The sequence below is a fragment of the Aristaeella hokkaidonensis genome (genome assembly GCF_018128945.1).
GTDB classification, from domain to species: Bacteria; Bacillota; Clostridia; order Christensenellales; family Aristaeellaceae; genus Aristaeella; species Aristaeella hokkaidonensis.
Genome location: NZ_CP068393.1, coordinates 2,321,638 through 2,339,339, shown reverse-complemented (window position 1 = coordinate 2,339,339; position 17,702 = coordinate 2,321,638). Strand labels below are relative to the sequence as shown.

The window sequence follows — 17,702 nt, the reverse complement described above, 5'->3', positions numbered from 1 at the left end:
GGCCGGCGGAGGGCTCACCGGCCGGGCATTTGTTTTTCAAACCGGAACATGCCGCCGCCCTCTTCATAGGTTTCTTCCTCACCGGTTTCCGGGTCATGCGGATCAGGGTGTCTGCAGTTGAAAAACTCAACGATATGGAATCCGCATTTGTTGACATAGAAATGGATGTTCCGCGTTTCAAAATACGGCGTGCAGGTTTCCCAGACCCGGGTTTCCGGATAAAGGCGTTCCACTTCCTGCCAGGCGGCGTATCCTACGCCCTTGCTGTGGGCGTCCGGGGAGACAAACAGCAGGTCCAGGTGGTTATGCCGGGTCTTTTCGTCAATCTTCAGCACAACCCCGCCGATGTTCCGCCCGTTCTCCCGGATGCGGTAGGCAGTGCCGTTGTCAATGCAGTTCTCAATGGTCTGGCGGGAAATGATTTCGCCGTCTTCTTCATAGTGATCGTCACGGAGTCCGAATTCTTCCATGGCTCCGTATTTGAAGGCCCGCTGGTTGTCCAGGATGAACTGCTCCCGGTCTTCGCCGGTAAGCGGCGCCAGGGTGATTTTTACATTCTGTTTCTTTTGCATATTATAACACCTCCTGAAAAATAAACGCTCGGTTAAAAACGCAACGAACGTTGCATCAATAACCGAGCGCACTCGACACCTTATCCGGCAGGCGGCCTGCTGGCGTCAGCCAACGATCCCCTGTGCTACGGCACACTGCCCTCCGGTGACCTTTATTCAATTCGTGCTGCCGGCGGGACTGCCTGTTCTGAAACGGCATAACTGCCGGCAGCATGATTATATCATCCCATCCGGGAAAAGACAAATGAGGAAAACGGCTTACTCCTCTGCGACGACCATCAGCACGGCGGGGACGGGGCCGGTGCAGCCTTTCAGGAAGCGGCCGCGGGTCCGGGCTTCATAGAGCAGGGCGGTGGGGAAGTAGCAGCAGGTGTTCAGGTAGCGGAGGAAGCCCGGCACGTCGCTTTGGAGGTGCTTTGGAACCTCCACGGGATTGTGGAACATTCTGTTATAGTCCCCGCGGAAGGAAGCCAGCAGCTTCTCCGCGTATTCATTCGTCAGGCCGAAGAAGGCGTTCCGGTCCTCTTCATTCAGGACAGGAACCTTCAGTTTCAGTTTTCCTTCGGGAGACCGCTCCAGGAAATCCAGGTTCAGGAAGATATCCACGTTTTCCAGCATCTTTCCGGGAATGCCGGAAAGCAGGCTTTCATCGTCTCGGTAGACGGCATACAGGAGCTTCATCACAAATTCTGCCGACTCGGGAGAATCCACCGCTTCCTGATAGACCCGGTGCGCTTTGCCCAGGATTTCGTCGTCCACGTCATAATCACAGAGCACGACGTACTTGGCTCCCGGGAGATGCTCGATCATTCTGCTCGCTTCGCCGCTGATGTTATACAGGGCATAGGGGCTGTGATCATAATCATAATCCGCGGGATACCGGTTGCCCATGGCATACCATTTGCCGCCGTTCTTCCGGTCCGGATACTCCTTGATGGACAGCAGGCCGGCGACTTTGTCCCGCGCCCTCAGCACAGACATGTAGACGGACCGGAGGGCGAAATACCCTTCCAGCTTCAGGCGGGCGGAAGCATTCTGTTCCTGGTAGTATTTTGTGCCGCGCAGGGTGTTCAGGCCTTCCTCCACCTGCTGCCAGATGCTTTCGAAGAGTTCCGCCGCCAGCGCTTTCTGGAGTTCCAGGCTGGAAAGGCGGTCCTCCTCCGTGTAGATGACGAAATCCGTGAAGACTTTGTCGCCTGTCCGCTTCATCAGATCTCCATCCACCAGCCGCTCCACAATGGGTTCCACATAGGCTGTGGAGATGCCGATGGCGTCCGCCAGCTCGGGCAGGGTGACCGGCTTTTCATAGGCCAGGATCAGGAGGTTCATGGCGATTTTGTCGTCTTTGACCAGGGTGTACGGTTCATCTTCTAATCCGGGAATCCCGGTGGTTGCCATCCACAGAGTCTCCGGCTCAAAGCTTTGCTTTTGATATTTTTCCATGGTTAAATCCTTTCTCAGTATGTCCCTGCCAAGGCGAAGGCGGCTTTTGACGGTGTTTTCCGGGAGGGAAAGCTTTTCCGCGATTTCCCGGACGCCCTGTCCCCGGAAATAATGCCGCGTCAGCACTTCCCGGTACTGCTTCGTCATGCGCGCGACCAGGCGGCGGAGGTTTTCCTCTTCCGTCAGGTCTCCGGCCTCCGGAAGATCCGGAGCCTCGACAGTATCGCGGGCCAGGGCATAGTCCACGCCGCAGAACACCAGAGGCTTCCGGTATTTACTGCGCAGCATGTCATAAAAGCGCCGGTTCAGCACCGTGACAAGCCAGTTCCGGGCATTGTCGATCTGCTTTCCTTTCCGGATAGCCAGAAGACCTTCCAGAAGCGCAGCCTGCACCAGGTCCTGGGCGTCATCCCAGGAATCGCACTTGCCGGCCGCTACGCCCAGCAGGTAATCTGCGTGTTCCAGTAATTCTTCCGTTCTCATCTGAGGTTCCTCTGACAGAGTTTTTTGAAGCTTCACCTGATAGTCGCAGAATAATGGGAAAGGTTCAGTGGGGGAAAGATGTTTTTTATCATAATAACATGCGTGACAAGGGGACGGTTCTCTTGTCACATTTTTTATTTTGGTTTTTGAGAAAAAAACGATGAAATGGTACAAGAGAAGGCTTGCCGCAACCTCAAAAAAAATAGCGGGCGTTGTTTTCACAACGGTCCGTTATTTGTTTCGGTTGACTCGTTCGGGTCACTTCCTGCTTCGCAGGATAGCCCACTGGGCTACCGTTTCCCTCGCTCCCCCAGGTCACGCGTTTGCGTTGCGGTCACATTGTTTTCTGTTTCGTGTTTCCACGCAACAAAAAAAACAAGCACTTCTGAAGAAATGCTTGTTTTTTCATATCACTCGATGATGGACAGATGATCAATGCAGGCGGGAAGGTGCATCATGTGGTGATAGGTCATGGGAGTCAGGATCATGCCGGCGCGGGTCAGCCTGCCCCAGAACACCAGCAGCCAAACGGAACGGAAATCCGTGGTAACGCCGCCGACTTCCAGGATCCGCATGACCCACTCTTCGGGCACCATGGATTTGATCTCGTCCAGGGTCAGCTTTTCCAGGATGGTGCGGGTGTTTTTGCCCACGGTGATCATATAGTCCCGCAGGGCTTCCGCGTTGATCTTCTCGCCGAAGGCTTTCACTTCGTCCGGCTCCAGGGCGTTGCCGGTGTCGGTGATCGTGGCGCCGATTTTCTTCTGCCAGTCGTCGTTGAAAATCTGGTCCTGGTTGGCCATCAGGATGTTGCTGACCAGATCCTCAATGCGGTAGGTGTGCCAGAACTGCCAGCAGAGCGGCACAAAATCCGTTCCGGCATAATGTAAATCCGTATCCCAGATCTGCCGCGGAACCAGCTTGTTCTGGTTCCCGGCCAGCATATAATCAAGCACATAATCAGCAACTGTCTTTTCGGACGCGCCGGAGACTTCCGCCGGGTGCACCATGGCGTGCACTTCCAGCGTCAGCTGCTTCATCTTCTCCAGGTCGTCCCCGGCCAGAGCTGCTTTCAGTTCTTCGTATTTCTTTTCAAAAGCTTTGTACAGAGTTTCTTTGTTCATGAGATATCCTTTCCTGTCCACAGACATGGGTTCGTTTGACTGGATTGTACTTCACATCGGCGGAACAGACAAGACGAACAAAATGTACTTTTTTGAGCGGACGTAAGATTGCTTCGCAACAATGAAATGTTGATCTGCGATCAACGTGAAATATTGACTTGTAGTCAATAAGAAATATCTGACTGACGTCAGATGTGAAATATTCGAATTTCGTCCGAATGTGATAGTTACTCATCTGCTTGTGTTAAAGTTGTTTCGCATGTGTCTGGCTCATTATTTCACTGTAAGATCATTCACATTCAGCACAACTTCAGACAGCATGTTGGCGCCGTAGGCGAGGATGTTGGAGCGCGCCGGAAGCCTCATGACGTTGGTGAAGCCTTCCTCCTTCGCGTTCCGGACGGCGCGGTCCATATGGTAATCGCTGCTGATCATCACCACCGGTTCATCCTTTGAAATGATGGCGGCAATGTTCCGGAAGTTTTCGATCGTGGTTTCCGCCTGGTCCTCGAGGATCAGGCTGCTTTCCGGCACGTCCTTTTCCAGCAGGATATCGCGCATGACGGCTGCTTCGGTCCGGCCGGATTCATCCGCGTTGCCGCCGGTGAGGATCAGCCGGGCCTCCGGATATTTCTCCAGGTAAGCTTTGGCGGTGTCCAGCCTGGCCAGCAGGTCAGGGGTGGGTTCTCCGTTTTCCAGTGCCAGGCCGAGGACAATGGCATGATCCGCCTGGCCCGCGGTGTTGACCAGGCTGCCGGCGATCACCTTTCCGCAGAAGAAGAGGATTACCGCGCTGAGCAGGATGATGACAGCCCGCGGAATCCAGCCGATGATCTTCAGGAAGAGGGGATTCCACCGGGTGAAAAGATTGAACCGGACGTCCAGCGCGAACACCAGCAGGATCGCGCAGAAGATCAGCTCATAGATAAACACTTTGCGATAGTCCGCCTTCAGGACAACGGAATTGATTTTAGCGGGCATGACGAAAAGAACGTCCGCGATCAAAAGAACAACCAGCACAAGCAGCATAGTCCCGACGATCCTCCTGGTGCGTGAAATACGATTCCCGGTTTTCATGATCTTCTTCTCCTATACGGTGGGGTTGCTTTTTCGTAAATTAATCATAGCACATTTTCCGTGACAAAGGGAACGAGGTTGTTTTGCATGTGACAAAGGGACAGCCCTACTGTCACATCCTCTTCAAGGACGATGACAGTAGGGACTGTCCCTGTTGTCACATTGTTCCGGTGGCTGGTTTCTTTCGGATTACATGAAAACAGGCACCTTTTCAGGTGCCTGCCGTTGAAAAGAAAGGAATTATTTGATGATTTCCAGGGTGTTCAGCATCGCGTCGAAACGCCGGCCAAAGCCTTCAGCGGCTTCAAAGCTGTAATGCATGGTGGCGATTGCGCAGCCGTTGCTGAGCGGGATCACGTACACAGACTGCAGCTGGTTGGGGGTCTGGTTGTTCTTATCGGCGGAAGCGTCGATGTGCGCGCAGCTGCCAACCTTGTCCAGCGTGCGGGAATCCTGGTGAATGTTATAGCTCATGGAAAGCACTTCGGCGATGGAAGCAGCGGCGGAATCGGCATTTTCATCGCTGTAGATCACGTCGAGGTAGTTTTCGGGAGAATCAGCGTTGTCATAGACGGAAATGAAGCATTCGCTGGCCGGGCCGCTCTGGCGGGTAAAGTTTTCATAGTCATAGTCCATTTCGATGCCGATGGCAGGGCACTTGATATGCTCGTATTTGACGGTCTCTTCCATGCCTTCCATCATGATCGTGCCTTCAAAACGCTCGCCTTCCGGACGGCCGGTAGTGGCGTAGTTCTCAACTTCAGGGGCGGTTCCGGTTTCAAATTGGTCATTGGAATTGTCGGGCATCGGAATGATTTCCGGTTCTGCCTGGGAGGCGGAATTATTGGGAAGCGGAATCAGTTCCGGCTCGGCCTGGATGGGAGCCGCCTCGTTTACAATGGGCTCTGCAGGTACGGTGGTTGTATCCTGAGCAGTGCTGCAGCTGCTGAGCATGAGCATCAGCAGGGAAGCCAGCACGAGCATCGCAATCGTCTTGGTAAGTTTCTTCATGTTTGGGGTACCTCCTTGTTCTTTGATACAACTATATAACGAAACAAGAGGCTGTATTGTTCCCGAAATACATTTTGCAGCGCCAGCCGGTGTGTGTCAAGGGACAGGGCGTTCGGCGGCAGATGCATGAGGGATTATTTATTCACGCGGGGAAATGATGTATACTGCATGATGAGAGTGCCGGAAAGGAGAATGGATACGATGGGTTGCGGAGATCTTGCTGAAGGGTCATGGAAGGGTATGAAAAAATTCCTGGAAAAAGACAGGCTGTGCGAAACGCTGCAGGGCCGTGTTCAGTATGACTTTACCTGGTATCCGGCATTTGGAGGAAACAGCGGGATTTATACCATACTCCTGGACCGCAAAGTTGTGAAGAAATTCGGAACCGGATATGCATGTCGAATGCTGACCCGGAAGGGTTTTGAGATAGCACATCTTGATGCTGTCCATGAGGTACCGCTTGAATCAAGGGATGAATATACAGATTTCGAGCTCAGCATAGCGCTGAGGGATTACCGCAGGCAGTCAATCGATGTCTCCATTGCCAGCGACAATCCGATGATCCGGATGTTTGCCATTGTGGACAGGCGCATCGGGAAACGGCGGCTGGAAAAGCTGAAGGACGAAATTGAGCAGCAGCCCGAATGGCTGCGGGTTCTCTATCTGGCCAGGATGCAGGCGGAGGGTGTGATCCCGTCGGGCGGGGAAGAAGCTTGCGGCGGCGAAGCGGATTAAGCTCAGCGTTTCAGGAGGGAAGAACCACCGATGGAGCAGAAGGCGTATTATCACCTGCCGGGGCTGTTTGAGTTTTATGATCTTTATAAGGTGTTTCTGCCTCTTTTCCGGGAGCACCGGGAATACTTTTATGATTGGTGTGAAATCGGTTCGGTTTACGGCGCGCCCTGCGACTGCATCTGGGGCGGCGGGCGCGTAGGCTTCGGGGACGCGGATCCGGGGGAAGTGCTGGCCCTGATGAAGGAATATGGCATTTCCGCACGGCTGACCTTCAGCAACTCGCTGCTTAAGAAGGAACACCTGGCGGACAGGAAATGCAATGCGCTCTGCGCCATGTTTGAAAACAGCGGGGACGTGCCAGGCGGGGTGATCGTCACATCGGACCTGCTGCTGGAATATCTCAGGGAAAAGTATCCGGGGTTCTATTTTGTTTCCTCCACAACGAAGGTGTTGACGGACGTCAGGGATTGTGTGAAGGAGCTGGACCGGGAAGAGTTCCGGTATGTGGTACCGGATTTCCGACTCAACAAAGTGCTGACGGAGTGCGGGCTGACGGAAGCCCAGAAGGCCAAGGTGGAATTCCTGTGCAATGAATGCTGCTGGTTTGACTGCTATGACCGGAAGAACTGCTATGAGAATGTCAGCCGGAAGAGCCTGGGGGAGAACGTGGCGGATCACGTCTGCGTTTCCCCGGACGCGGCGAAGGGATACCGCTTTTCGGACGCAATGAAAAACCCCGGGTTCATCGGAATCCGGGACATTCAGGAAACTTATCTTCCGAAGGGGTTCCGTCATTTCAAGATTGAGGGACGGGGCCTGGGAAGCGCCATCGTGCTGGAGTTCCTGCTGTACTACATGACGAAGCCGGAATACCAGCTGAAGGTCAGGGAAGAGATCTACCTGGACAGCATGCTGGACATATTCTAACAATGAAATATCGCTGTCGCGATGTGAAATATTGATCTTCGATCAATGTGAAATAAATCAGCTTTGCTGATTTGTGAAATATTTGACTGACGTCAAATGTGATATTTTCGGACTTCGTCCGACAGTTTTAGTTACTATGACAAGAGAACGATTTTCTTGTTGCGCTTTTTATTGTGCAGAAATCCCCGCTTCTTAAAGCTTTATCAACTCGCCGTCACGGCAGATCTGCTTCATGACGCCGTTTTTGATGCTGTACGCTTCACCGTAGAGCGTTTCGCCGCTTTCGTCAACGGTAATATAGCTCCCGTTGTTTATGGCGATGATTTCATGGGTCATGCTGTCCGCAAAGGTGATATCTTCAATCAGCCGCATGCCGTCCAGCATGTCGTCCTTCAGCGCTTCGAAGTGCGGGAAGATGTTGGTTTTTGTGAGCCCCAGGCCGGGGATCCACCGCTGGAAGTCCGGATCCACAGCTTCGCCCGGAAGCTCCGGACCGGCATAGACCGGGTCCGCGCAGTTCATGGAGCCGGCGCTCCAGGCAATCACCAGGCCGGTATATCCGTTCAGCTTTTCCTTCAGGGAGATTTCCCGGAAGAACCGATTCTGCGTGGGAACGTGCCCGCCCGTCAGGATAATGACGTCCTTGCAGCTCAGATCCGCCGCGGACTCCATATTCCTGTCGTCGCACATTTCAAGGGAAGCATAGTTAAGGCCGCTCATCGGCAGCGCCTGCGTGAAGCAGGAGAGAACGGTGTCGTTTTTCTCATAATCGGCTGGATCCGCGCAGATTATGAGCACCCTGGCGCCTTCCGGCCATAGGGAACGGAGCTTCTCCAGCAATCCGTTTTCCTCCATCAGCATGGCGGGGATTCTTTTTCCGTTTTCCCGGTATGAGCCTCCGAGATGGCTTGTAAGGATCACATTCATTTCAGCCTGACACCTCCCGCGATGGGTATATAATTACAAAGCGCCGACAGCTTCTGCTGCCGGCGCTCATGATATGACTGATCGGATTACTGCTTTGCGGCTTTCAGCAGCTTGTCCCATTCCTTGATGATGGAACGATCCTCAAAGTAGTTGATCCGCATGGCCTTCCGGACGCGGGCCAGGGTGGCGTTGGTGGTTTCCACGGCCTTGGCGGTGCCGGCCTGCAGGATGTCATAAACGGCGCCGATATCATTTTCCCACTTGGCCCGCTCCGCACGGATGGGGCTCAGGGTTTCTTCCAGGATGTTGATGAGGAACTTCTTGCAGGTTCCGTCTCCGAGGCCGCCGCGGCGGTAATGATCCTTCATTTCCTCCAGATTGGCGTAGTCCGGCAGGAATTCGGCGAAGTGCGCGTCGGTGCAGAGGGCGTCCAGGTAGGTGAACACCACGTTGCCTTCGATATGGCCGGGATCGGAGATCTGCAGGTGCTGCGGATCTGTGAACATATGGCCGTTGACCTGCTTTTTCACGGTCTTGGGGTCATCGGAAAGGTAGATGCAGTTGCCCAGGGACTTGCTCATCTTGGCCTTGCCGTCCACACCGGGCAGGCGGCGCTGGGTTTCATTTTCCGGAATCACAGCCTTGGGCAGCACCAGGGTTTCACCGTAAACCTTGTTGAATTTTTCCACGATTTCCCGGGTCTGCTCGATCATGGGCAGCTGGTCTTCACCCACGGGAACCACGTTCGCGTCAAAGGCGGTGATGTCCGCGGCCTGGGAAACGGGGTAGCAGAAGAAACCGGCCGGGAGGCCTTCATCCGCGAAACCGCGCATCTGGATTTCAGCTTTAACGGTGGGGTTGCGGGAAAGGCGGGCCGTGGTGACCAGGTTCAGGTAATAGAAGGTCAGCGCGTGGAGCGCCGGCAGGGCGGACTGGACGCAGATGGTAACCTTCTCCGGGTCGAGACCGACGGAGAGGTAGTCCAGTACGACGTTGATGATGTTATCCCGGATCTTGGCGGGGTTGTCCGCGTTATCCGTCAGGGCCTGGTCGTCGGCGATGAGGATGTTGATCTCATCATACAGGCCGGAGTTCTGCAGCTCCACCCGACGCTTCAGGGAACCTACATAATGACCCAGGTGCAGCCGTCCGGTGGGACGGTCCCCGGTAAGAATAATCTGTTTCTGATCAGCCATGACACTTGTCATCCTTCCGTACTCACTTTCTGCATATTCTACTACAAGAAAGGGATGGGGGCAAGTACAATGCTTGTACTGAAAGGGCGGAAGCACTGCAAGAAAATGAAATATCGATCAGCGATCGATGTGAAATATTGCCCCTTCGGGTCAATGTGAAATAAATCAGCCCGCTGATTTGTGAAATATCCGTCTGCGACGAATATGATAGTTTGTTTACAGCCAAAGAGCAGGGTAATCGCAGCTATGCGTATTGCTGAATGACGGGAATCATGTATAATGACTGTAAAGCACCAAAACAGAACATATGCGCTACCAAGGTCCGACAGAACTGACTGACAAACGAAAGGCAGGGCAGACAAAATGAAAAAGACAATCGCTCTTTTGATCACGATCGTTCTTCTGACAGCCTGCGTCTCTGCGCTTGCGGAAGAGGCGCGGTTCGTGACGATCAACGAATGGCTGGACGCCAAGGGAGAATGCGGCGACTGCTATATGCTTGTACAGGTCATGCAGGTGCTGAATCCTGTGCTGGCTGTCGTCGGGGATGAAACCGGATCCGTCAATCTCTTCACCGGGGGAGAAACGGATCTGCTGTTTGACTTCAGTGACCATGAGGACGCTGAATACTACCGGAACTGGATCTTCGTGATCTCCAATCCGCAGTATAACGTGTTTGAGGGCACGATGGAGCTGAAAAACTGGAAGCTGGAACGCTTTATGCCCTGCGTTGGGGAATAAAACAGAATAATGCGTTGTGCGGTGTGACAAGGGGACGGTTCTCTTGTCACATTTTTTATTTTGGCTTTTGAGAAAAAAGAGGAGATGGTACAAGAGATGCCATCCCCGTAGTCACTTCCGCCCAGAGCTGTTTTGTTGTCAGTTTTCGGAACAAAACCGCCGTGAAAATCGTTGTATCAGCAACGGGAAAAGCCCGGAAAGGAGTTGATACAATGACGAACAAGATGACGAACGGAATGAAGATGATGAAACGCGCGCTGGCGCTGTGCCTGGGCCTGGTGCTGCTGGCCGGAGCTGCCTGCGCGGAGAACAATATGATGGTTCTTTCCTCCGGGGCGGAGGACTGGCTGAAATATGAGTGCACGCTGCCGGACGGCCGGATTCTGCTGACCGGCGGAAAGATGGAAAACGGAAAAGACGGGAACTTCGTCCCGTGGATTTTGTGCCTGAATGCGGATCGCACGACGAGCTGGGAACTGATTGACCGGCAGCATGACGGCAGCGTCAGCGCGGGCCGGGCGGCTGTGCTGGAAGACGGTACCATCGCGATCAACGTCGGCGAGCATACGGAAAGCGAAGTCATCAAGTTCTATACCAAGGACGGAGACAAGGCCCGGGAGGACCTGGTTCTTTCCCCGACCGCGATCGTTGAGGCGGCGGAAGCAAATTACCTGATGCTGACCGGCGTGGAGGACGGAAACGAATCGACCGTCGTGATCGACTATGAAGGCAGGACACTCTTCCGGTATGACGGCGTATGCCTGCCCAACGGATACGGCTTCAAGGTGAGGGGTGAGGCGGATCCGGTGGTCTACGGCACGAATGCCGCAACAGACGGCAACGCGAAGATCATGAAGCTGAACGGCATGGAAAACAAGGCGGCCTGGGAAACCGTGCTGGATTTCCAGATGGATGATACAGACACCGCCACGCTGTGCGAAGCCGTAAAGACCAATGACGGCGGGTACGCCGCCTGGCTGCGGGAATCCTGCTTTACCCAGGGCGAGAACGGATATGAGGACGTGGATATCCTGGTGAAGTTCGACGCGGACGGCAAGCTCAAGTGGACGAGCGGCGACAGCTTCAAGAAGGATAACCAGTATATCGGCAAGATCTTTGCTTATAACGGAAAGATTGCCGTGCTGTGCGTAACCAAGGGCGACGACGCCTATGACGACATGAATAAGCCCCAGGTAATCCGCTGGTTCGGCGATGAGGGAACGGAACGGGGTACGACGGAACTGAAGCTGAACCCCGAAGAACTGACCGCACTGAAGGAATACCTGACCCCGAAGGATCCCGGAACGACCCGGACGCCTTCTGTTTATGACGTGCAGCTGATCCCCATGGAGGACGGGCTGTGGGCGCTGGTTTCCTGCGGCGTGTGGGAAAACGAAGGCGAGGAGAGCGCGGACACCATCTTTGAAAGCCATGAGCTGGTGATGGTGAAAGTGGAAGAGAAGTAAGCTGCTTCGCAGCAATGAAATATCGATCAAAGATCGATGTGAAATATTTGACTTCGTCAAATGTGAAATAAATCAGCTTTGCTGATTTGTGAAATATTCGATTTTATCGAATGTGATAGTAACTGAAACGCGGAGCGTATGACTGCTGGGGACTGAACCTCTGTCACTGTTCTTGAAAAGAATGTGACTGAGGGTCTGTCCCCCTGTCATGTGCTCCGCGCTTTTTCTATTTGTCATGCCTCTTATTTCTCAAAGAGCGCTTTGTATTCGAATAGCTTTTTCCGGATCAGGTCTTTGTGGGTGGTGTAGAAGTCCACCACCTGGTTGGCTGTCTGGAGGGCCAGGGCATACTCCGCCCGGGAGATGATGCCGCCGGCCAGGGCTTCATCCAGCTCTTCCCGGTCCAGGACGCGGGGCGTGCCGTCGCTCAGGACAACCACGTCCAGCAGCAGGTCATAGAAGGCGGCGTCTCCGTTTTCGTCCACCTCGTTGCGGAGGGTGATGTCCGTATACTGCTCGAAGAGGGTGCCGTCATGGAACATGGCGGTGAGGGCGAAATGGCCGCCTTCCGGTACAAGCTCCAGCCACTGGTAGCCGTTGGCTGCAATGCACAGCGGGCCTTCCGGGGAGTCCACGGATTCGGGCTCCTTCAGCCCGGTAAAGGTGAGCAGGCCGATACCGCCCTGAAAGCAGTCGTCCCGGTGATAAATGCAGGCATACTCCCGGTCGGAGTCGGAATACCACTCCCGCCGGTCCATATGCTTTTTCCTGATCGTTTTCACAGTGTGCCTCTTTTCCAAAGGATCACCGGCCGGATGCCGGTACCCTTATTGTACAGGGAGCCGGGAAATCTTCAAGTGCTTTTTCGGACGGCAAGGAGATAGCAGACGCCCTTCGGGGCTTCCAGGGGATGGTCCGGGGAGGACTGGTTGTATTCCGCGAAGTACTGGCCGGTCATGGCTGTATGGTCCAGGTGTTCATAAACCAGGAAGCCGCACTCCGCCAGGAGGGTTTCCATTTCCCGGACAGTGTACTGCGCCTTCATCTGCTCGCCGGCGCCCCGGGCCAGGGCCTGGTTGATCCGGGTTTCGCTGCTGTCCTCCGGGGAGGGATAATCCAGGCAGAGGGCTGAACCGTCGCACAGCAGGCTGCCCAGGGCGGTGAGCAGGCTCCGGAAGGCGTCTTTATCCAGGTAGTAGCTGATGCCCAGCAGGCTGCAGAAGGCTTTCTGCCCGGGAACGAAGCCGCCTTCTGTAAGCCGGTCTTTCCAGGCAGGATCCGCCAGGTCGCAGGGAACGTATACCGCGCCGGATGCCAGGCTCGCTTTTTCAATCCGACATTGCTTGTCGGCCAGGACGTCCGGCAGATCCAGCTCATATACGGAAAGGGAGGCATCCCTGTTCCGGATAGCGAAGGTGTCGTAGCCGGAGGCGAAGAGGACGTACTGGCGACAGCCGAGTCGCTGCTCGTTGGCCAGCATCCTTTCGCAGTACGCGCTCCGGCCGAGGACGGAAGGGGAAAGCTGCCTGTTCACAATCAGGCGCAGGCCTTCCGCAGGGCTGCCGTGAAAGTCCGGCAGAAAGAAAGGAATTCCCTGGGTCATGCTCTGCGCGATTTGCTGATACTCTTCTCCAAGCAGCTGTTTTGCGGCACTGTCGGCAAAGATGGGAACCGGGTTGTTTTGCCAGTGATATGCCCTTGCGAAACAGCTGACTTTGGCTGTCATATGATCCATACACAAGGCCTCCTTCATCAGTGATGGATGCTTAATACACCTTGCGCGGAGAGATTACAAGTCTTGAATTTTCGGCCAAAATGTGGTAATATACAGCCATCGGAGGAAGAAAAAATCCTCTGTTTTTGTTATCAAAGAAAAACTGTTATAAAGAGGGCAAAGACGCATGAGCAGGATTGTTGTACTGGTCGGAAGTGTCCGGAAGGGCGGAAATACGGAACTGCTGGCGCAGGCCTTCGCCGAAGGCGCCGGGAAACAGCATGAGGTGGAGCTGGTGTCCGTGGCGGATTACGACATTCATCCATGCATAGGCTGTAACAGCTGCTATACCCGGGAAGGACACAGGTGCTTCCGGGAGGACGGCATGCAGGCTATTTATGAGAAGCTGAAACAGGCCGAGGTGCTGGTGATCGCTTCCCCAGTATACTTCTATGGCATCAGCGCGCAGCTGAAGGCGCTGGTGGACCGGCTGCATACGCCCATGCGGAATGAGTTCGCGATCCGGAAGCTGGGGCTGATCCTGGCCGGAGCCGCGGAGATTCCGGACCTGTTTGACCCGATTGTCCTGCAGTACAGGATGATCCTGCGGTTCTTCAAGCTGGAGGACGCGGGAATGGTGCTGGTGCCCGGCGTGAAGGAGAAGGGCGATGTGGCCGGGACGGACGGGATAGAGAAGGCAAGGAAGATGGGAGAAGCGGTGGCTGCTGCGCAGCAATGAAATATCGATCGGAGATCGATGTGAAATAAATCAGCTGCGCTGATTTGTGAAATATTCGACTTCGTCGAATGTGACAGTTACTGAAACCTTGAGGACATAAAAAAGAACCGCTAGTATCAGCGGTTCTCTTTTTATCCTTTTGGTTGGATTATTCCGGCAGGCCGGGGAACTGAACGGTCTTGACCAGGGTGTTCAGATCGGCCTTGAAGGCGTCCAGGTCAGCCCAGACCATGCCTCCCTGGCCGACTGTGAGCTGATAAGTGAAGTAGAGGGTCTTGTCATCTTTGGAGGACAGCACGCGGGAAGCGTACACGGAGTAGGGCTTGCCATCTGTGTCGTTGGCGACGTACAGGCCCCATTCGCTGCCGTCATCCAGGGTGACCATGGTGTATTCGGAGGCTTCCCGGTTGTAGAACACGTGGGAGAAGGAATTGATTTCCGCTTCAATGCGGACGGACTTGCTGCGGTCTTCCGCGGCGGCGTAGATGTTGTATTTTTCACAATCAACATGGGAGATGAAGGGCCTGGCGGTGAAGGTCTCGCCGTCAAAGTGGAAGTCGATGGAGGCGGGCAGATCCTGAACAATGGTCATGCCGGGGATGGAAGAGCTGAGCAGCTTCGCACCCTTGCAGGCATCCACGGTCCAGAACTTGTCGTTGACGGCGCAGGTCATGTTGGTTTTGATGCGTTCGATCTCAGCCATGAGGAGGTCGGTCAGCGTCTGTGCGCGGCTGTCTTCCGGCAGCTTCCGGTACAAGTCCATGGAGATAGAGACATACAGCTTGGCACCGCGTTTGATCTCATCCAGACCGAACAGCGCGAACGCGTTGCCGTAATCGGGAACAATATAGGCGGCAATCTTGTCCGAACCGTCCAGGAGGATGTTGTTCTCATCCGGGCATTTGTTCAGGAAGGTTTCATAGCTGTAGGAATCAGCACCATGGTATGAATACGAATAAGCATTGCTGACGTCCAGAAAGACGCAGTTGTTCACGCCGAACTCGCAGCACTGGGCGCCTTCGGGGCCGGGGAAGGTGACATACCAGGGTTCTTCATATGTGCTTTCAAACAGGGAGTAGGCGGAGAAAGGAGAAATGCAGACCTGGGGATAAGACTCGCTCGTCAGCAGGGTCTTGTTGAAATACATATTCTGATCGACGGTCTCCAGATAAGGCAGTTCAGCTTCCGCACTGGCGGCGGCGATGCCGCACAGCAGCATGAGTCCCATGAGCAAAGCGAGCAACTTTTTCATCATAATCCTCCCGTTCATCTTTTTCGCAGGATTCTTTTCTGTTCACTGTATACGACGTTAATTATATGGAGGGGTTCCGTAACTGTCAAATTTTGTATACAATCGATCGCAGATTGATGTGGGCGCTTAACGAAAAAAGGGAATCGTCGTTGAAGACGATTCCCGTTTGGTTTGTTTTATTCAACTTATTCCGGCAGGCCGGGGAACTGGAGCGTCTGGGCCAGGGTGCTCAGATCGGCCTTGAAGGCGTCCAGGTCAGCCCAGACCATGCCTCCCTGGCCAACAGTGAGCTGGTAGGTGAAGTAGAGGGTCTTGTCATCCTTGGCGGACAGCACGCGGGAAGCGTACACGGAGTAGGGCTTGCCTTCCTTGTCGTTGGCAACGTACAGGCCCCATTCGGAACCGTCATCCAGGGTGACCATGGTGTATTCGGACGCTTCACGGTTGTAGAACACGTAGGAGTAGGAATTGATTTCCGCCTGGATGCGGACGGACTTGCTGCGGTCTTCCGCGGAGGCGTAAACGGTGAATTCCTGGCCGTCAACCCGGGTGATGAAGGGCTTGGCGGTGAAGGTCTCGCCGTCAAAGTGGAAGTCGATGGAAGCGGGCAGATCCTGCACCAGGGTCATGCCGGGGATGGAAACGCTGTACAGCTTCACACCCTTGCAGGCGTCCACGGTCCAGAACTTGTCCTTGACAGCGCAGGTCATATTGGTTTTGATGCGTTCCACTTCAGCCTTGATGAAGTCGGTCAGCGTCTGTGCACGGCTGTCTTCCGGCAGCTTCCGGTAGAGGTCCATGGAAACGCTGACATACAGCTTGGCGCCGCGCTTGATCTCGTCCAGGCCCAGCAGGGCATAGGCGTTGCCGCGGTCGGGGCTGATGTAGGCAGCAGCCTTGTCGGAACCGTCCAGGATGATGTTGCTTTCATCCTCGCACTTGTTCAGGAAGGTTTCGTAGCTGTAGGAATCGGTGGCCTGGTAGAAATACTGATAGGCGTTGCTGACGTCCAGGAAGCTGCAGCTGTCCACGCTGAACTCGTTGCACTGGGCGCCTTCGGGGCAGGGGAAGGTAACATACCAGGGCTCATCATAGGTGCTTTCAAACAGGGAGTAAGCGGAGAAAGGAGAAATGCAGACCTGGGGATAAGACTCGTTCGTCAGCAGGGTCTGGTTAATATACATATCCTGATCGACGGTCTCCAGGTAAGGCAGTTCAGCTTCCGCATTGGCAGCGGCAATTCCGCACAGCAGCATGAGGCTCATGAGCAGAGCAAGTAACTTTTTCATCTTTTTAATCCTCCTGATTTTTTTCCGCAGGATTTCTTTCCTGTTCATATATATTCGACGATTATTATAGGAAGAGAGGCCAAATAAGTCAAATTTTGTATACAGAATGCCCCGGAAAAGCCGTTTGTTTGTTTCTTTTTAAGGCCGTGGAGGATATAATGGAACATGCTTCGGGTCATCGGTTTCTCATGGGACAAGGTGTGTCCCATCGGTGAAATAAGGGCTTTTGCTCACTTTATGTCCTGTTCACCGGGAGCGGATTCAGGTACACTCGCCATCGAAAGGAGACACCGACATGGATCTGCAGAAGATCGGAACCTTCATGAAAGACCTTCGGAAGGAAAAAGGATTTACACAGGAACAACTGGCTGAATCCCTGAATGTTTCCAGGAGGACAGTGTCCCGCTGGGAAACAGGGATGAACATGCCGGACCTGGATCTGCTGATGGAGCTTTCAGATCTCTATGCGGTGGATCTGCGGGAAATGCTTAATGGAGAAAGGAAAAGTGAGAACAAAATGAATACGGAAATGCAGGAAACAGTATTACAGGTTGCGGAGTACAGCAACACCCAGAAACAGCGGACCACCAAAGTCGTACGCTGGTTCTTCATCCTCGGAATTATCGCGCTGGCGGTGAACATCGGCATGGAGTTTGTGGAAGTACCTGAAACCTTCTGGATGGGTTTCCTGAAGGGCGGTACCATCGGCATTGCTGTGGGCGCGATGATCTTCGGCCTGCTGTATACCACAGGCGCGCTGATGAAGCTCCAGGCCTTCAAAATGCGGATGATTGGAAAAGAAAAGGCGGAATAAGACGATGGAAAAGAAAACCCTGGATAAACTGATCATGATTGTGACGCTGCTGCTGGGTATCGCGGGACTGACCCTGATCCTGATCTCGGTGTTCGTGGAAGACGCGCCGCGCTCGGTGATGACAGCCGGAATGATCGCCGTAGCACTTGGAACCATCCTGAATGTGGTTGTGAGAGGCAGAAGAAAATGAGC

General features: G+C 54.1%; 18 protein-coding genes. 7 read left to right on the top strand and 11 right to left on the bottom strand.

What is annotated here, in order from left to right:
• Positions 1 to 14: 14 nt before the first annotated feature.
• The 5 genes from JYE49_RS10680 to JYE49_RS10660 form a co-directional block, all read right to left on the bottom strand.
• Positions 15 to 572 (bottom strand): GNAT family N-acetyltransferase, encoded by a 558-nt coding sequence (locus JYE49_RS10680; protein ID WP_093957500.1) that lies wholly within the window; start codon positions 570 to 572, stop codon positions 15 to 17.
• A 258-nt stretch (positions 573 to 830) separates the two neighbouring features.
• Positions 831 to 2,498: an RNA polymerase sigma factor gene (locus JYE49_RS10675; protein ID WP_093957501.1), complete on the bottom strand. Its 1,668-nt coding sequence runs from the start codon at positions 2,496 to 2,498 to the stop codon at positions 831 to 833.
• A gap of 410 nt (positions 2,499 to 2,908) precedes the next feature.
• Positions 2,909 to 3,622 (bottom strand): hypothetical protein, encoded by a 714-nt coding sequence (locus JYE49_RS10670; protein WP_093957502.1) that lies wholly within the window; start codon positions 3,620 to 3,622, stop codon positions 2,909 to 2,911.
• Positions 3,623 to 3,895: 273 nt separating this feature from the next.
• Positions 3,896 to 4,699 (bottom strand): YdcF family protein, encoded by an 804-nt coding sequence (locus JYE49_RS10665; RefSeq protein ID WP_093957503.1) that lies wholly within the window; start codon positions 4,697 to 4,699, stop codon positions 3,896 to 3,898.
• Between the two features lie 240 nt (positions 4,700 to 4,939).
• The gene (locus JYE49_RS10660; protein WP_093957504.1) at positions 4,940 to 5,710 is read right to left on the bottom strand and encodes a hypothetical protein; all 771 of its coding nucleotides are present in this window, start codon (positions 5,708 to 5,710) and stop codon (positions 4,940 to 4,942) included.
• Positions 5,711 to 5,950: 240 nt separating this feature from the next.
• Here JYE49_RS10660 and JYE49_RS10655 point away from each other — a divergent pair, with 240 nt between their 5' ends.
• Positions 5,951 to 6,445, top strand: coding sequence for an SF0329 family protein (locus JYE49_RS10655; RefSeq protein WP_179217343.1), 495 nt, complete (start codon positions 5,951 to 5,953; stop codon positions 6,443 to 6,445).
• Positions 6,446 to 6,475: 30 nt separating this feature from the next.
• On the top strand, positions 6,476 to 7,372 hold the full coding sequence (locus JYE49_RS10650) for a hypothetical protein (protein ID WP_093957506.1): 897 nt from the start codon (positions 6,476 to 6,478) through the stop codon (positions 7,370 to 7,372).
• A 192-nt stretch (positions 7,373 to 7,564) separates the two neighbouring features.
• Here JYE49_RS10650 and JYE49_RS10645 read toward each other — a convergent pair whose 3' ends face one another.
• Together JYE49_RS10645 and trpS are read right to left on the bottom strand one after the other, a co-directional pair.
• Positions 7,565 to 8,299, bottom strand: coding sequence for a Type 1 glutamine amidotransferase-like domain-containing protein (locus tag JYE49_RS10645; protein WP_093957507.1), 735 nt, complete (start codon positions 8,297 to 8,299; stop codon positions 7,565 to 7,567).
• Positions 8,300 to 8,385: 86 nt separating this feature from the next.
• Positions 8,386 to 9,495, bottom strand: coding sequence for a tryptophan--tRNA ligase (gene trpS / locus JYE49_RS10640; RefSeq protein WP_093957508.1), 1,110 nt, complete (start codon positions 9,493 to 9,495; stop codon positions 8,386 to 8,388).
• 363 nt (positions 9,496 to 9,858) lie between these two features.
• On the opposite strand from trpS, the gene JYE49_RS10635 reads away from it, so the two are divergent.
• Together JYE49_RS10635 and JYE49_RS10630 are read left to right on the top strand one after the other, a co-directional pair.
• A complete protein-coding gene (locus tag JYE49_RS10635) occupies positions 9,859 to 10,236 on the top strand; it encodes a hypothetical protein (protein ID WP_093957509.1) in 378 nt (125 codons plus the stop codon).
• Positions 10,237 to 10,448: 212 nt separating this feature from the next.
• A complete protein-coding gene (locus JYE49_RS10630) occupies positions 10,449 to 11,702 on the top strand; it encodes a hypothetical protein (RefSeq protein WP_093957510.1) in 1,254 nt (417 codons plus the stop codon).
• Between the two features lie 242 nt (positions 11,703 to 11,944).
• Here JYE49_RS10630 and JYE49_RS10625 read toward each other — a convergent pair whose 3' ends face one another.
• Together JYE49_RS10625 and JYE49_RS10620 are read right to left on the bottom strand one after the other, a co-directional pair.
• Positions 11,945 to 12,484 carry a DUF402 domain-containing protein gene (locus JYE49_RS10625; protein ID WP_093957511.1) on the bottom strand — a complete coding sequence of 180 codons (540 nt, stop codon included), beginning with the start codon at positions 12,482 to 12,484 and terminating at the stop codon, positions 11,945 to 11,947.
• 71 nt (positions 12,485 to 12,555) lie between these two features.
• The gene (locus tag JYE49_RS10620; RefSeq protein ID WP_179217344.1) at positions 12,556 to 13,437 is read right to left on the bottom strand and encodes a class I SAM-dependent methyltransferase; all 882 of its coding nucleotides are present in this window, start codon (positions 13,435 to 13,437) and stop codon (positions 12,556 to 12,558) included.
• Between the two features lie 166 nt (positions 13,438 to 13,603).
• Between JYE49_RS10620 and JYE49_RS10615 the strand changes: the two genes are divergently transcribed.
• The gene (locus JYE49_RS10615; RefSeq protein ID WP_093957513.1) at positions 13,604 to 14,155 is read left to right on the top strand and encodes a flavodoxin family protein; all 552 of its coding nucleotides are present in this window, start codon (positions 13,604 to 13,606) and stop codon (positions 14,153 to 14,155) included.
• Between the two features lie 148 nt (positions 14,156 to 14,303).
• Here the strand turns inward: JYE49_RS10615 and JYE49_RS10610 are convergent, their stop codons facing one another.
• Together JYE49_RS10610 and JYE49_RS10605 are read right to left on the bottom strand one after the other, a co-directional pair.
• Positions 14,304 to 15,407, bottom strand: coding sequence for a hypothetical protein (locus JYE49_RS10610; protein WP_093957514.1), 1,104 nt, complete (start codon positions 15,405 to 15,407; stop codon positions 14,304 to 14,306).
• A 185-nt stretch (positions 15,408 to 15,592) separates the two neighbouring features.
• Positions 15,593 to 16,696, bottom strand: a complete 1,104-nt coding sequence (locus tag JYE49_RS10605) for a hypothetical protein (RefSeq protein WP_093957515.1) — start codon at positions 16,694 to 16,696, stop codon at positions 15,593 to 15,595.
• A gap of 295 nt (positions 16,697 to 16,991) precedes the next feature.
• On the opposite strand from JYE49_RS10605, the gene JYE49_RS10600 reads away from it, so the two are divergent.
• Positions 16,992 to 17,510 carry a helix-turn-helix domain-containing protein gene (locus JYE49_RS10600; RefSeq protein ID WP_093957516.1) on the top strand — a complete coding sequence of 173 codons (519 nt, stop codon included), beginning with the start codon at positions 16,992 to 16,994 and terminating at the stop codon, positions 17,508 to 17,510.
• Positions 17,511 to 17,514: 4 nt separating this feature from the next.
• A complete protein-coding gene (locus JYE49_RS10595) occupies positions 17,515 to 17,700 on the top strand; it encodes a hypothetical protein (protein WP_093957517.1) in 186 nt (61 codons plus the stop codon).
• Positions 17,701 to 17,702 lie beyond the last annotated feature (2 nt).